Below are 15,080 nucleotides of genomic sequence, written 5' to 3'. Positions count from 1 at the left end.
TCGGAGTTCGTGACGATGGAATGCGTCTTTAAGCCACGGTACTGAATTGACGAGAAATACGCTACTTTCAACATTGCACTTCTCTATGGATCCGTTCAGAAATATCGAAGTAAGTACTGTATTTTGCGCCCAATAGTGAAGTACATGAGAGCAATCTGTTTGCTTTGGGATTGATAGCGGCGCATAGCCAATACGCTGATTATCGAGTCTGATCACGGTTTCGTCGATCGAACGTAATATAGCTCTCGTTCGTCGGCTGTAGATCGGCTTTCTGTATCTAATTATGGATTATGCTCGAACTACACCGAATCTCTCTAAAACGGAAAACAGTATCTGAAAGTGGTACTACTAAATTATATTTGCTAACTTTGATTATTTAGTTAACATTTTGTCGTCGATTTCTTGATGGTTTCGGAAGTGATTGTAGTAGGCGGTGTAGGCAGTCAGCCAGTGCTCGGCGCTATAGTATGCGTTAGAAATAGTTACTTACCTTTGGGATTGAGAGTTGGTCGAGAGCTGTATCAATCGCTGTCGTCAGCTCGTCGAGTGAATCAAAGAAGCGGTTGCTAAGAGACGCTTGAAGCTGTCTCCAGCACTCCTCGACAGGATTCAGTTCCGGCGAATACGACGGTAACGTCACGAAGGCGAGGTCGTCACGGGCCGCCAGGTCCGTGACGGCTGACGCTTGAAAATATGGCGCTTCATCTAGGACGACAATCAAGTTACCTTCGAATTCTCTGCATAATGCTAAAATGAAATGTTTCGTGTGTTCGGCGGTGACGTACTCAGTGAATCGGGAGAAAAAGCGATCACCGTTTTCGGTGATCGCGCCCAGCAGACACGTCCAGTCGCGTTGGCCAGAGAGTTCGACAGAGGGCCGCGTGCCGCGCGGAAACCACGCGGCACGCGGCTCAACTTGCACGGATTTCTTGGTTTGGTCGATACAGACTACTGTGGCGTCCATCTCCCGCCGCTTTTTTTGAGTTCGTCGTAGAACGTTTCTTGTTCGTCAGCCTCAGCTTCAGCGGCTGTGCGGCGTGGTTTTGGTAGCTCAATCCCGCCTCGTTCAGCAACCGCCGGCAACTCGGGATTGAGTACTCGACATCGTAGGTCTCGTCGAGATACTGCTGGACGAGCGCCGGCGTCCACGCCGGCGCGTCAACCCCAACTTCCTCGGGTGAGTCGTGGACAACTTCCTCGAATTCTTGTTGCTCTTTTTCTGAGAGCTTTCGTTTTCTCCCAGATCGGTGAGCATCAGTAACAGCCTGCTCAAGCGACTCGTCGGTGTCGAGTCGCTTGAGCCAGCTATAGATCGTGCGTCGCTGAACGTCGTACCACTCGGCTAGTTCAGTCTGTGTAACGCCGTTTTTGAACGCTATTGCCGCTAAGAGCCGTTGTGTCGGCTTCTTCCCCTCCACGTTGTCGAGGGCATCTTGCAATTCCTCGACAGAGATTTCGTCGAGATGATCCACTACGCTTAGCAACAATCTCTGAGTAGAAAGTTCTAACGGTTACTATAGCTTGACTGCCATTCCAAGTCTCGTGAAATTAGCCAAGATGCATTGTGAAGGCTTGAAACAACTTCTCAACGATGTCTCGCTCAGAGTAATTGAGATCGCCGCCCAGATCAGTTCTTGCGAGGGCAGTCAGATACCCCATCCCATCGACGAAAACTCCGCGTCGCAGACGCGGAGTTTCTCTTTGAGGTCACGGAGGAATTGCGTCGCTGGCTTCGTTCCAGGTGGGAGAGAAAGTCGTGTATGGAGAACGACTTTCGACTCAGTGTCAATCGCAGCGTAGAGCCAAACATCCTCACCTTCTGCCAATTGAACCTGCTTTTCATCAATCGCTACATACTCTGGCTCAGCAGTGAACTCTTCGTCGTGGTAGTCGCCGTATGCCTGGTACCAGTATCACACTGCTTGCCTGGTTCGATCGACGCCGAACCAGGCAAGCAAATCACTACACTCTGACAAGGATGTTGCTGATGCATGGGCCGCGCACCCAGCCTGACCAGCCAGGCGGCGTACGCTCCTCGTCTAAAATTCTACGCCCTCGACTCCGAAGGATTAAGCGGGAGTTCTTCGAGCATAGACACTTTGTAGAAGAACTCCCATCTCCTTCAGCCTCGATTTAACAGTGCCCTCCTGACCTTACCCTCCAGTATCTGAGCACTCGAGGTAGTCACACGTGAATAGGAGATCGGCGAGTGGACCCGTACGGACGGTACTTCGACGCCGTTCGAGGCGTCGGTTCGCAGATCGACGTCACGCAGAGTTAGCGTCCCGAACGCGATAACTACTATTCTTGTCCGTCGTAGGAGGATACCACCCTAATCATCGTCATCCTGCTTCTGTGAGAGGGTATTGTCGGTTTTTGCACTCGTGATTAGCGTATCTTCCTCTTTTATCGTGAACTGTTCTTGATAGTACTCGCGGGCGGCGACGTAACTCGCATACGCGATCGCCACGAGAAAGAGAGTAAATGGAAGCGCGAGTACCGTGGGGAACGCTTGCATCGCATCAAACACCGGGAGTTCCAGGGTCATCACGCCGAGGAATGAGAGCAGAACTCCCCACCATGCTCGGTTTCGAGCATTGGGATCTTCGTTACCGAGAGTTATCGAGGAGAGGATGTACACGGCCGAGTCCAGCGACGTAACAACGTATCCCGCTATCACCAACATGAGCAAAATCCCCAGTACGGGCGCAAGCGGTGTGAGAGTGACCGCAGTCGCCAGTGCGGCCGGGATACCACCGTTGTTCAGTGCACTACTGACCGGTTCGATGTATCCCGGTGCGAGTACCCATCCACCGACGATAGAGTGCTGTAGCCAGAGCAACACTCCGGGAATGATCACCAGACAAACGAACGTCTCACGGATAGTACGCCCCTTCGAGACGCGAGCAACGAAACTGCCGACGAACAGGCCCCAAGCGGCCCACCATGCCCACCAGAAGCTCGTCCACTGCTGTGGCCAGTTAGATGCGGCCGTCGGTGCGGAATACAGGGAAAGTCGGAACATGTTATTCAGCCAGACGCCACCGGCATCGAGTCCGAGATTAACGGTGAACAGCGTCGGGCCGACTACGAGAAGAAGCGCAAACGTAATCAACATGAGAACGACTGTGATCCGCGCTGCGTTGCGGATCCCCTTTCGCAGTCCCAGCCAGACGTCGCCGAGGAAGACTAGCCCGAGAACGCCGAACAGACCGTACGTGAACATCGTTGCAGGAACTCCGAACACCGTGTCCAGAAGGGCGGCGAACACCTGCGCAGAGAAACCGATAGCTGCTGCTACACCGCCGATAATGGCGATCAGTGCAGCTAGGTCTACAGTCCAGTAAAGGAGCTTGTACCGATCGTCGTCGACGAGCACTTTCAGCATCGAACTGAACTTATACGAGTCCGTACCGCGCGTGTAGATTATCAATCCGAACGCTAACGCGAACGGTGGATACCACATGGCGAGCCCCGGGAAGACCTCGTGGATGAACATGAACGCGAGAGCGAGCGATTCTATCGAAGCCCCTGAAACCGGAAGCGGCTCCGGCGGTGGATTGGTTACAATAGAGATAGGTTCGCCGACTCCCCATATGATGATCGATCCGCTGTATCCGACCGTGAATACCATCGCGAGCCACGAAACATACTGAACTCCGGCTCAGCGTCCTGCCCGCCGATCCGGATGCGGCCGTATCGTGAGAAGACCATGAAGGTCGAGAAGACGAGTAAGATGAGTCCGAGTAACATGAACCACCAACCAAAGTAGGTTAGCACCCAGCTGAAGGCCCCATTGAGCGTGTTATTAAGAATCTGGGGATTCAGGATCCCGACGGCTGCTAACATCAACAAGAGTCCGCCTGTTATGAAGAACAGGAGTTTTTCACCGTTGTCTGCGCTTTCTAACCCGAATACGTACCAGAATCTCATCGTTTATCGTTAGTGGAACTAGTCAACTCCGTACCCAATTCACAATTCAGTGGCTTCGCCATGGTATGTATTACCATTTCATCCACTATCCATAGGCTAACACTTATATCTTTGGAACAGACTCGTAAACGTGAATAGAAAATCCGTGAGGGATATCGCGAAGGAAACCATCGGCGGAAGTGATCGGGGAGGCGACGGGAGGTACACCGCCTGACCGAATCAAACCGGTAATCCCGATCAGTATCGATTTGCGCCGGGTCTGTTCAAATGCGATCTCGAAATAAGAACGGGAGAAGGGAGCTACCATCAGACCTTAACGAGACACGCCCCGTGACTCCCGTAGAATTCCGGCGGATGTGATCCGGATTCGGTATCGGGGGTCCGAGCACTCACCTGCGAGTACGCCTTCGTCGACTTTCGCATGGTCGTGAAGGTGGCAATGCTCTCAGTTCCGTCGGAGTCGGTACGGTTCTCCGGTGATACGGCATGGCGCTCCCGGGAAGGCTAGTAGTCATAGCTCCGGCTCATCGAGATTGACGTAGACAGATTTCGTCTGCTGGTAGTGATCAAGTACCTCTGTTCCCAGATCTTTTCCGATACCCGACGCCTTGAAGCCACCGTACGGGGCCTCCGGCAGGATCGGCCCGTACTCGTTGACGTAAACGAGTCCCGCTTCGATATCCGCCGCCGAATTGTGTACGAGAGAAGTTTTCTCAGTGGCGATACCGGCCGCGAGGCCGAATTCGGTGTCGTTCGCGAGTTCGATCGCCTCGTCGTAGCTGGAGAAGGTATTGATCGTCTGAACGGGACCGAAGATTTCCTCCTGGGCGATACGCATATCGTTCTCTACGTCATCGAACACCGTTGGCTCGATGAACCAGCCGTCCTGGAGATCACTGTCTTCCGGTGGCCCACCGCCCGTCAGCAACGTCGCACCCTCGTTCTCGCCTGCTTCGATGTATTCCATGACCGTCTCGTATTGGGACTCGGTGGTCAGTGGTCCCATCGTCGTCTCTTCGTCGAGCGGATCCCCAAGCGTGTAGGATTCGGCTTTTTCGACGAACCGATCGACGAACTCTTCGTGAACGCTCTCGTGAACTATCGCTCGAGAGAACGCATCACAGATCTCCCCCGTGCTATAGAAAATACCGTCCGCGACGGCGGTAACCGCCTTCTCTAGGTCAGCGTCGGGAAACACTATAAACGGAGATTTGCCGCCGAGTTCCAACGTGACCGGAGCGACGTTTTCAGCGGCCGCCTTCATCACTTGTTGTCCGACACCGACGCTTCCAGTAAACGAGAGTTTGCGGACGCGGTCGTGCTCAGTCAGTGCTCCGCCGACCTCCGATCCGGTCCCCGTCACGACGTTAACCACGCCGTCCGGGAAGATGTCCTGAGACAGTTCAGCGATGCGTATCGTCGTCAGTGGAGCCTTCGCCGAAGGTTTGAGCACGGTAGCGTTCCCCGTCCCGAGCGCGGGTCCAAGTTTCCATGCCGCCGCCCAGATCGGGAAGTTCCACGGCGTAATCTGTCCGACCACGCCGTACGGCTCCTTGCGCGTGTAGAGGTGCAGGTCCTCGGACGTGGACACCTGTCTCCCGTCCTGACTCTGACAGATCGATGCGTAGTATTCCAGTGTTTTGATCGCACCTTCGACCTCCCCGCGCGCCTGGGAGATCGGTTTTCCGGTGTCCACACACTCTAGTAGCGATAGCTCGTCAATGTGGTCGCGGAGCACATCGATCCATTCGAGCAGGAGTCGAGATCGCTCGGCAGGTGTCGTGTCCGACCACTCTTCGTCGAACGCTCTCCACGCGGCATCGACTGCCGTATCGATCTCCGTCGAGCTACAGCGTGGGACCGTCGTAATCGGTTCGTCGGTGACGGGGTCAATCGTTTCGAACGACTCATCGGTCTCGTATCCGGATCCGTCTATCCATGAATTGAGCTCGCTGATATCTCTGACTCGTTCTCTTGCTTCCGCGTGATTCTCCTGTAACTGGCTGCTGAACGTCTCAGATACCATTTACAGCAAGTGGTTTGTTACCACCCTTCATATATTTTCGTATTAGTCTGTCGACACTAGATCTCGAGTGAGAGAATCGCTACTTCCGCGACGTTATCTGATTCGTCTCGCTGATGACGCTGGAAACGGCCTCTATCTGCGACGAGGAATGGAACCGATGGGTCGAGCGATACCCCACCCTCTCGAAACGGGATTACCGCGTCTATCGATGAGGGGGGATCGTGCTCAGCCGGATCAGTTGGTAACGGGATCAGAGCTCCTGAAGATCGCACTTCGCGATTCGTGACGGTTAGTTCGCATCACGAGCAATGTTTAGGAGGTCGTCGGCATCCGCGTCTCGCGGATTGTCGTGGATCTCGATCGTATCCAACGATTTCTCCGCGATCTCCGGGAGGTCCTCCTCTGCAACACCGAGTTCGCGGAGGCTCGAGGGAAGGTCGACCCTGTCGATGAGCTCCTCTACAGCGACCACTGCTTCCATAGCGGCCTCCTCGTCGGATAGCCCCGACACGTCCAAGTCCATCGCCTCGGCGACCTCTGCGTATCGACCGGGAACGGCTTCGGTATTGTATCGCATCACTGCGGGCGTGTACGCAGCGATAGCTTCGCCGTGTGGGATTTCGGGATACATCCCACCGGTAGTCTCGGCCAGGGAATGGATCGCGCCGAACCCGGCGAAATTCTCACAGATACCCGCGACGTGAGAGCCGAACATCATCTGCTCTCGCGCCTCCATCTCTCCGTCCTCGTAGGCGGCCGGTAGGTGCTCCGAAACGAGGCCCATCACGTGCTCGGTCATCGGTTTGACGATGGGCGGACAGGCGGCCGACACGTGATTCTCGAGGGCGTGAGAGAAAGCGTCGAAGCCGGTCGCGGCAGTCTGTCTCGGCGGTAGCGTAGCCGTCAAGGCAGGGTCGACCAGCGAGATCTCGGCACCGAGATACGGTTCTCCCGGGTACTGCGGTGATTGGCCGAGGGCCATCTTGAACTCGCGTTCCTCGTCGGTGATAACGGCCCAGTAATCCACCTCACTACCCGTTCCGGCGGTCGTCGGCACCGTGACCAGCGGGAGAGGTTCGTTCTCGATCGGTTCTTCCATTACCTCCTCGGCCGATGTAACCTCGTAATCGACGAGTTCGCCCGGGTTGGTCGCCATCAACGACGCCCCTTTTCCGACATCGATCGAGCTCCCGCCGCCGACGGAGACGATGAAGTCACACTTCTCGTTCTCCAACATTTCGGTCGCCTCGCCGACCATGCCGACCGTCGGATTGGGCTCGACTCCATCGTAGGTAGTGTACTCGATACCTTCGTTCGTGAGCGAGGTTTTTACGCCATCGACCAGTCCGGCATCAAGGATGCCCTGATCTGTGACGATCAGCGCCTTTTCCCATCCCTGCGAATCGACGATCGATCCGATTTCCTCACTGGTTCCGGTACCGAACTCGACCCAGATCGGGAAGGTAAGCGTGTACTCACAGAGGCTCATCGACGCTCACCGCCGCGTTCTCTGTCGGGAGTGCCGAGTAATATCGTAGCTGTACTGGATACGGACGTCTCCTGATCAGTGTGAGAGTTGTTCTCTCGCATCCAAGACGAGGATTCGATATTCCAGTATATAAAAATTGGTGCTAGGTTACCTGCTGTGACGTTTTCCAGATCACGCCACGTGGATTTCGGACAGCCCGCTGAGGATACCCGATGAGTAATCCGTCGTCCGAGCCTTCACTATCCATTTCGCTACTCGCTTTAGGGGCGAGCGAGATGCGCCAGCCGTGAGGTGTGATTTGACCAGCCAATCGAGTCGAGATCCGCCAACGGACGGTCTTTCGAACAGGTGCGTTTCGATTGTGTAAACAGCCTCTGAGTACTGCCGACCATCACCTCAAACTGACGGAGAGGCGGTCGTCACTGAGAAGAATACGTGATTCATCTTGGCGTGGGCTTTCGACTCCCCTTTCCAACGAGTTGTACAGCCGATCTACGACCGCTATGAGCCATCACTGCGCTTTTTCGCCAATCGGTCTTCGAACGATTCCACGGTCCGTTCGAGCGCCGGGACGATCTCTTGTGCGAGAACCTCGTCCGTCATGCGATAGCTCGGTCCCGAGACGCTCATCGCTCCGATGTGAGTGCCGTCCGGTTCGTTGACCGTCATGCCCACACTCCGCAATCCGTTGGTGAATTCCTCGTTGTCGATGGCATACCCTTGGTTATTGATCTGATTGAGTTCCTCGAGCAAATCTCGGCGCTCAGTAATCGTGTTATCTGTTTTCGTCGACAACCCCCACCGGTCGAGTATCGCTTCGACACGTGTCCGGGGAAATTCGGCGAGGATCGCCTTGCCAGAGGCTGTGGCGTGCATCGGATAATACGTTCCCATTCGCGCACGGTAGCGGTTCGATTTGTCCTCACCGGGATACTTCACCCATCTATGGTACGATTCCGAGATTGTGATGATACGACCGTGGTCCTCAATCACGAAATCAACCTCCTCATCGGTCGCGTCCGTCAGCTCCCTAACGGCGTCGTCTGCGAACTGATAGCCCACCTTCCGGCTCCGAGCGTGCTCACCCAGATCGAGGAATTTCGGACCGATGTGGTACCGATCGTCTTCTTTCACCAAGTAGCCACATTCGTGGAGGGTCGTCACGTGTTTATACACCGTGCTCTTCGCCAACGACAGGTCGGCGGCCAGCTGTGGAAGTCTCGCACCGCCGCATTCCCGGATTCGATCGACCAGTGCCAGCGATCGGGCAGTCGTTTTCAGCGTCGGGTCCTCCATTTGATCCACCATGTGATGCCAAACCACCCCGCACGAATTAAGCGTTTCCCAAATCGAAACGCTGCCCGTCTCGTTCATCTGCAGATTCCGTCAGTGGAAGCGTCACCGGTCTTGTCGCCACTTTACGGATCCACAACCAATTGGATGTCCTACCATTCGCACATTCGAAATAGTGTCCCCACCAACCGGTCGCGATTGGCGGCATGATTCTGGATCGACCGAAGTACAACAGCGGCGCGGAGAGAAGCCCCAAACTCGTTGAGCGACTCCCTATTCCTTTCGGGGAGTTCGATCGCGCAGTAGAGACCGAGTCAGATGATATATGTCGATCAGCCTCCATTTTCATCAATTATCGACGATAGTCGTTCCTCTGCCCCTTTCAGCGATGGTATCGCGTGTGACGACGACGAACGATTCCTCTTTCGTGCGCCATGTTCTTACACCCATACGTTTGTAATCCTAAGATGGCCGTGTATACGGACGCCAGATATCGAGCGAAGCCAATTTAGTGGTGGTACCGTGTTCGCGAGGAAGACATAGCGGTCTCTCGCTCACGGTACTGCACGCCGGGGCCATAGCGACGAAACACGCTCGCTGCGGTCGTATTTAGTCTGACAAACTGCTGATTTGAGATTGCGATTCAACTGTCGATGTTTCCTCGAGATGGAATACACGGGCTCAGAGACATTTACTGATTTGTCCTCTATCAGATAGTCCCGGCGGCGTTCCTACGCCCGTATTTCTCATATCGAAATTTGATCGATAGCATGAAATTCGTTTTGAAGGTATTGTGCTCCAGCAGTGAGAAACACGTTACAATTAATATTGATGGCACTCTCTAGATAAGAGAAACCGAAATACGAGAAGGTAATGAAGTGACGGTATCGGCTGGAAAACTACCATATCGGATCTGATAGAGGTGGACTCTGTTCTACGAGCAGCGATAATTCGGCTGCTTCAGCAATTTTCTCATAAGCAATGACAATATCAGATCTCACCGGGAATGCTGTGGCAGGCTCTGAAACGCTGCTATACGTCGGAATCGATTAACTAGACAGTGCCGTTTCTCATCTATTGTCAGAAGTGCGGGTACGAGGTGAACGCGGATTACAACGCGGTCGCTGGACTACGTCCGTCGGGCAGCAAAGTCGCATAGCGACTTTGCGACGGCGAAGAACATCGAGCTACGGTACGCTCGGAAGCGACAATACAGACTTCGGTCCTCGCCCAAGTCGGGAGGCGAAGACGCACCAGTAGACGTGCGTATAAATAGTGGGATGGTGAACGGCGAGAGTCACCGGCCTATTGCCGGGAGTCCACATCAAAGCCCCACTCTCAAGGACCGAGGCGCGTATGCGCCGAGGGAGTAGGGTAGTTTACAGGCATCGGTGCATCATTCGACGAGTGCAGCTAGCTTCCGCAGGGACGACCGACACCCGGCTTCGTTGTCTTCGGGCCGGATCCCTTCGGGGATGTCCTCGCAGCGGTACGTGACTTCGGTCCCAGCGTCGACGTCAGCCAGGGCCACGATGATCCGCATCTCGCCTGTGAATCCCGACTCGTTTGATTCGAACTCAACGATCTCCTCGATCTTCTCATTGGGTACCAACGTCACGAATCGCCCTCGATGGGTATCCGTATCTTCGGTGGTTTTCCCACCCGCGCCACCCGGTGAATCCGCTGGGTCATCGTACGTGAGCGACACGCGGAACTCGCCGCCCTCGCGTGGGTCGAAGCGGTGCACATGACCGCTCATGCCGCCCGGGGGCAGCCACGTGGCTACCGCGTGGGGGTCTAGGAACGCCCGGTAGACGTCCGCTCGTGGGGCGTCGATAAGCGTCCTAACGGTCGTGCTCGATCCCATCCTACCCGGCATGTGCCTCCTCTAGCGTCGAAATCTCGATCTTCCCCATCTGGAGCATCTCCTCCGTGACTCGCCCTACTTTTTCGGCGTCTTCGTCCTGGAGGAGTTCCTGGAGGACCGACGGCACGATCTGCCAGGATACGCCATATCTGTCGGTCAGCCAGCCGCATTGGCCTTCCTCGCCACCGTCCGCCGTGAGTTCGTCCCAGTAGTAATCGACTTCCGCCTGGTCCGCACAGTCGACAACGAATGAGACCGACTCGTTGAAGTCGAAGCCGTGTTCCCGCGCGCTGTCCATCGCTGCGAAATGCTGGCCGGCGAGCGTGAAGTCAGCGAACATGATCGTCCCTTCCTCGTCCGGTGGCTGATCGGGACCGTAGCGGGCGATGTTCCCGACCTCGGTTTCATCGAAGACCGATGTGTAGTACTCGATCGCCTCCTCCGCCTGCCCACACCGCTCACCGACGAACATCAGTGACGGGACGATCTTCCGTTCGGGGATGTAGTCCGCATGAATAAGTTGCCACGACACACCGAACTCGTCGTTGGTCCAGCCATATCGGTCGCTGAACGGATAGGAGTCAAGCGGCATGAGTTCCTCACCGTCCTCGGACAGTTCCGTCCAGAGTTCGTCCACCTCGTCCGTCGTCGGACAGTTGACGACGAACGAGATGGCGGGCGTGAACGGGAACTGGGAGCTACCATTGAGCGCGATGAACGACTGGCCTTCCAGTTCGAACTCCACAGTCATGACGCTCCCTTCCGGCTGTCCCGAGGCCGCTGCAGACACCGCATCATATCGGGTGCTGTCGCCGATCGTCGCGTCTTCGAAGATGTTTGTGTACCGGTCTACCGCCGCTTCGGCATCGCCGTCGAACCACAGGTTCGGGGTGATTTTCTGCATGGTCTCACTCCCTACCCTGCCGCCCTCCGGCAGTCGAGCGTCTCTGTCGCGTTTCCGTTCGCGGTTCGTGTCGAACGTCAGTTTGTGGCATCGTCGTGTCTCCTTTCGTGGGTCACTCCGTCTCCAGGCGGGTCTCTTGTCGGTCTATCTCGTCCTGGACTTGCTTCCAGGCAGGGTAGGCTTCCTCAACCTTCGTGTGGCCATCCGCGGTTAGTTGCAGACAGCGCTTCCGCGCGTCCTCGGCTTCGGCGTCGGTGACCCAGCCCTCGTCTTCGAGGCGATTTGCGCTCCGCGTGAGCGTCGTGCGCTCGAGACCCAGGGTGTCGGCCAGCTCTCCGAGCGGCGTCGGGCCTTTCAGCGCGAGTGCGGCGAGCACGGAGAATTGCGTCGACTGCAGCCCATGGGGCCGAAGTTTCTCGTCGTACCGCCGCGTTGTCTCCCGGGCGCGTTTGCGTGCGGCGAGACAGTGGCAGTTCTTGGTGGCGGAGAGGTCCACAGCGGAATTTCGTTGTACGTGTATATACACGTTTCTCTGCCGAAATCGTCTCGGTAATCACCGTTCACTCCACTGCGGACTGGTCGGGCATCTCTCCTTCTCGCCACCATCTATCACTCCCGAAATTGATGAACAGGTAACCTCGGTCGGTGACCAGTACCGAATTACCAAACGGGGGCAGTACGTCGTTCGGAAGATGGAGCAGTTAGAGATGGAGCATGCATATCGGACGATGCTGGACATGCATGCACAAGTCGAGAACGGGAGAGGGGAGCTGATCGAATGGATGGGAAGGACGATGTCAAAGAAACTATATCCAAGTGTAGTGATTCAGACCCACACGTCGATGTGTTCGGTGAAGACGTAGTAAACAGTCCACGGGATGAAGTTAATCGAGGATCTGATGAGTTCTTTCCTAAGGAGTAACTCCCTGTGAGACGTTATTTCGAGAGATATTTCTTGAAAACGCTGATCACTATGGCTGCGTACTTACCACGATTTTCATGCTCAACTCTGAATAAAGGAACTGGATTACTAACTACTGCTAATTTAATTTCTTTCGCTGTTGAACGTTCTATCCGTTCCAAAGGGGTAATTCTGGAATTCAGTCTGTTGTGTCGTATTATTCGTTATCCGGTAGGTGACTGAGTAAGTGAACTCCTCCGATTCAGTCAGTTGCGATGAGTCGGTAACACCGCCACGACACTCTAACTGAACGTGAAACTTGTCTGTACTACCGTTCGAGAGGGAGGTACAGTTGCTTATCACGTTTTCATCGTCATGGAGTCTGTGATTATGGCTTGCAACGAGGTCGTTATAAAACAGGCGCTCTTCGTACGTAGTAGTGTAGTCCACGACATTCGAGGAATTCAACGGAGTCGGTTTCTCGGGACCAACGGGGTAACTCTCAACATCCGAAACACCCCCGCCCGGCGTATCAGGCTGAATCTGGAACACGGTGAACATCCCCGCTCCAACAAGAAGTACGACGGCAAGAAACCCGAGTGGGATAACAAGTGATTCGCGTCTGGAGGTCATTTCGTAAAAGGAAGCAGTCAATACACCTATGATTTTTCCTCGATGGCTGTTGGTCATTCCGTATTTCACCTGTACTGAGCGATCGATGGAAGTCTGAACCACTGCCTATGTTAGGAACCATGAGAATCTAATGAAATGAGTGATAGCTAGTGAACTCGTCGCTCTGTCGGCGTCACGTTTCCCGAAACTGATCGTCTAAACAAGAGCCATGTTCTATATTCGGCACGCTGTTTCTGACAGATCCTGGGAGTTACTGATCAATGTGATACGTAGTTCATCTGTGCTGAGCGGCAACTACGTGTGCAAACCTAAGAACGTGTTCACGCTGTCTCTCGTTGTTTGAGTTTGACCTCAATGTTACCTGCCAGAACCGCAAGGAGTACCACGCCGACCCAAAGAAGGATATACCAACTGAATGCCCTCGGCCCGCCAAACCTGGGACTAAAGTGTCCCTGCCACTCTCCATAGACTGAAACGATTAGTAATATACTGACCAGTAGAACGGGCGAAATGGACTTCTGCGTTGTGGAGTACGCAACTGGAACGAATCCAAGGGCAAACATCCCGATGAGAATATACGGCTGTGTTGAATCGCTAGATGGCGGCGGGATAGGTCGCTAAATCAAAGGTGATGAAGCGGGAGGCTGCGAGTGTCTATGACGCAAATCTCCCGCTTCATTGGGGAAGTTGTTCCGGTCGCTCAAAGCGTTACTGGTGATGGAGACGAATCCGCCGCCCCGGAAGGAGGCGGCGGATTCGCCGACTATGCACTTGTTTCCCTCCATTGTCTGCGGATTTACCTCGATACGTCCTACCGGATGACGATTGACTTGCTCAAGGAAATGCCACAAATAACCGGGGAGATCGGCCTCAGAGCGGCCGATCTCCCCTCGCCATCCACGTTATGTAAGGTATTCGACCGGATCAGTATGCGCGTCTGTCGAGTGTTGCTGCGCCAGTCGGCGCAGCTACACGATCCATCTGAACACGCTGCTATCGACGCGACATTCTACGAACGAGATCGAGCGAGCCGTCACTACTGCCAACGAACGAATTACCGCGTTCAAACGCTCAAAGTCACAAAACTCGTCGATACAGCAACGCAAGCCGTTCTTGATCTCCACTGTTCGACGACGTTAGAAGGAAGCGACGCAGACCTCGCCGAGCAGATCGCCCGCCGGAACGCGGGCGATCTGCGGTCACTTGCTGCTGACAAAGGCTATGACAAGCAACAACTCCGAGAACGACTGCGTGAACTCGACATTCGCCCACTGATCAAACACCGGATCTTCGCTCCGTACGATCACGCACATAACGCCCGTATTGACGAAGATCGGTACGCTCAGCGGTCAATGACCGAAACTGTCAACTCAGCCGTTAAGCGCTCGCTCGGCTACGCCGTGCGAGCGCGTACCTGGTATCGAGAGTTCCGTGAAATCGCCTTAATGTGTGTCGTCTATAACATCAAGCAGGCCGTCAAACAGTGAAATCCACCGCCTTACAGCGATTCAACACAGCCGAATATACACTCCTGCGGGAGATGTGAGCGACAGATTATCATACGAGAAACAATTCCAGAGAAAGATAGCGACACCTGCATGAAGAAGACAAGCAACCGTACTGCTGATAGCCGAAGTTCTCGATATGAATGGTTGCTCTGTATCCTCAGCCATGTCAAGCGGTAAAAGCCACCTCTACATATTCCTTATGATTGATTGACACTCTGTGAATAGTATATAGCCTATACTGACCGATCGGTGAAAGTCTGAACCGCCCCATGTAGAACCGTGATTGTCTAATGAAATGAGCGGTAGCTAGTGAACTCGTCCGAGCGTCCTGGTGATCAAGTTTCACGAGAGATCGAATCAGGTTCTCCGATTCTCTCGGGCACATGACTTTCGGGTGTAAGTCGCGGCTGCCATGCCGAAAAGGACGCCTCCGAGCACGAACCACGGGTCGGCGATCAAACTGAGGAGAGATTGACTTCCACTGTGTCCACCTGATAGGCCGCGTTGAACCAGACCGCCGATACCC

Annotated in this window: 9 protein-coding genes and 3 pseudogenes; 2 read left to right on the top strand and 10 right to left on the bottom strand. The window is 54.7% G+C overall.

Annotated features, from left to right (window positions below; all coding sequences use genetic code 11):
- Window positions 1–472: 472 nt before the first annotated feature.
- From K6I40_RS05345 to K6I40_RS05320, 6 genes and pseudogenes are all read right to left on the bottom strand, one after another.
- Window positions 473–1,472: pseudogene (locus tag K6I40_RS05345) on the bottom strand (IS630 family transposase).
- Between the two features lie 174 nt (window positions 1,473–1,646).
- A complete protein-coding gene (locus tag K6I40_RS05340; RefSeq protein ID WP_222914707.1) occupies window positions 1,647–1,826 on the bottom strand; it encodes a hypothetical protein in 180 nt (59 codons plus the stop codon).
- A 506-nt stretch (window positions 1,827–2,332) separates the two neighbouring features.
- Window positions 2,333–3,933, bottom strand: a pseudogene (locus K6I40_RS05335) (BCCT family transporter).
- A gap of 511 nt (window positions 3,934–4,444) precedes the next feature.
- Complete coding sequence (locus tag K6I40_RS05330) at window positions 4,445–5,959, bottom strand: aldehyde dehydrogenase family protein (RefSeq protein WP_222914704.1); 1,515 nt, start codon at window positions 5,957–5,959, stop codon at window positions 4,445–4,447.
- A gap of 289 nt (window positions 5,960–6,248) precedes the next feature.
- A complete protein-coding gene (locus tag K6I40_RS05325) occupies window positions 6,249–7,448 on the bottom strand; it encodes an iron-containing alcohol dehydrogenase (RefSeq protein WP_222914701.1) in 1,200 nt (399 codons plus the stop codon).
- 501 nt (window positions 7,449–7,949) lie between these two features.
- The gene (locus K6I40_RS05320) at window positions 7,950–8,756 is read right to left on the bottom strand and encodes an IclR family transcriptional regulator (RefSeq protein ID WP_222914697.1); all 807 of its coding nucleotides are present in this window, start codon (window positions 8,754–8,756) and stop codon (window positions 7,950–7,952) included.
- A 1,063-nt stretch (window positions 8,757–9,819) separates the two neighbouring features.
- On the opposite strand from K6I40_RS05320, the pseudogene K6I40_RS27980 reads away from it, so the two are divergent.
- Window positions 9,820–10,114, top strand: a pseudogene (locus K6I40_RS27980) (hypothetical protein); the annotation flags it as partial.
- Between the two features lie 23 nt (window positions 10,115–10,137).
- Here the strand turns inward: K6I40_RS27980 and K6I40_RS05315 are convergent.
- The 4 genes from K6I40_RS05315 to K6I40_RS05300 form a co-directional block, all read right to left on the bottom strand.
- Complete coding sequence (locus K6I40_RS05315; RefSeq protein WP_222914695.1) at window positions 10,138–10,608, bottom strand: SRPBCC family protein; 471 nt, start codon at window positions 10,606–10,608, stop codon at window positions 10,138–10,140.
- Window position 10,609: 1 nt separating this feature from the next.
- Window positions 10,610–11,512 carry a VOC family protein gene (locus K6I40_RS05310; RefSeq protein WP_222914692.1) on the bottom strand — a complete coding sequence of 301 codons (903 nt, stop codon included), beginning with the start codon at window positions 11,510–11,512 and terminating at the stop codon, window positions 10,610–10,612.
- Window positions 11,513–11,624: 112 nt separating this feature from the next.
- The gene (locus K6I40_RS05305; RefSeq protein ID WP_222914688.1) at window positions 11,625–12,038 is read right to left on the bottom strand and encodes a MarR family transcriptional regulator; all 414 of its coding nucleotides are present in this window, start codon (window positions 12,036–12,038) and stop codon (window positions 11,625–11,627) included.
- 519 nt (window positions 12,039–12,557) lie between these two features.
- Window positions 12,558–13,103 carry a hypothetical protein gene (locus K6I40_RS05300; protein WP_255681650.1) on the bottom strand — a complete coding sequence of 182 codons (546 nt, stop codon included), beginning with the start codon at window positions 13,101–13,103 and terminating at the stop codon, window positions 12,558–12,560.
- A gap of 599 nt (window positions 13,104–13,702) precedes the next feature.
- Here K6I40_RS05300 and K6I40_RS05295 point away from each other — a divergent pair.
- Window positions 13,703–14,533, top strand: a complete 831-nt coding sequence (locus K6I40_RS05295) for an IS5 family transposase (RefSeq protein ID WP_222913026.1) — start codon at window positions 13,703–13,705, stop codon at window positions 14,531–14,533.
- Window positions 14,534–15,080 lie beyond the last annotated feature (547 nt).

Source organism: Natrinema sp. SYSU A 869 (genome assembly GCF_019879105.1).
Lineage (GTDB): Archaea > Halobacteriota > Halobacteria > Halobacteriales > Natrialbaceae > Natrinema.
The sequence above is the reverse complement of the archived record's forward strand: the minus strand, read 5'-3'. Positions and strand labels throughout refer to the sequence as shown.

What these genes read in the sequence shown, in the direction of transcription:
- K6I40_RS05330 (WP_222914704.1), bottom strand. Translation starts at nt 5,959, where the DNA reads ATGGTATCTGAGACGTTCAGCAGCCAGTTACAGGAGAATCACGCGGAA.
- K6I40_RS05325 (WP_222914701.1), bottom strand. Translation starts at nt 7,448, where the DNA reads ATGAGCCTCTGTGAGTACACGCTTACCTTCCCGATCTGGGTCGAGTTC.
- K6I40_RS05320 (WP_222914697.1), bottom strand. Translation starts at nt 8,756, where the DNA reads ATGGTGGATCAAATGGAGGACCCGACGCTGAAAACGACTGCCCGATCG.
- K6I40_RS05315 (WP_222914695.1), bottom strand. Translation starts at nt 10,608, where the DNA reads ATGGGATCGAGCACGACCGTTAGGACGCTTATCGACGCCCCACGAGCG.
- K6I40_RS05310 (WP_222914692.1), bottom strand. Translation starts at nt 11,512, where the DNA reads ATGCAGAAAATCACCCCGAACCTGTGGTTCGACGGCGATGCCGAAGCG.
- K6I40_RS05300 (WP_255681650.1), bottom strand. Translation starts at nt 13,103, where the DNA reads ATGACCAACAGCCATCGAGGAAAAATCATAGGTGTATTGACTGCTTCC.
- K6I40_RS05295 (WP_222913026.1), top strand. Translation starts at nt 13,703, where the DNA reads ATGACGCAAATCTCCCGCTTCATTGGGGAAGTTGTTCCGGTCGCTCAA.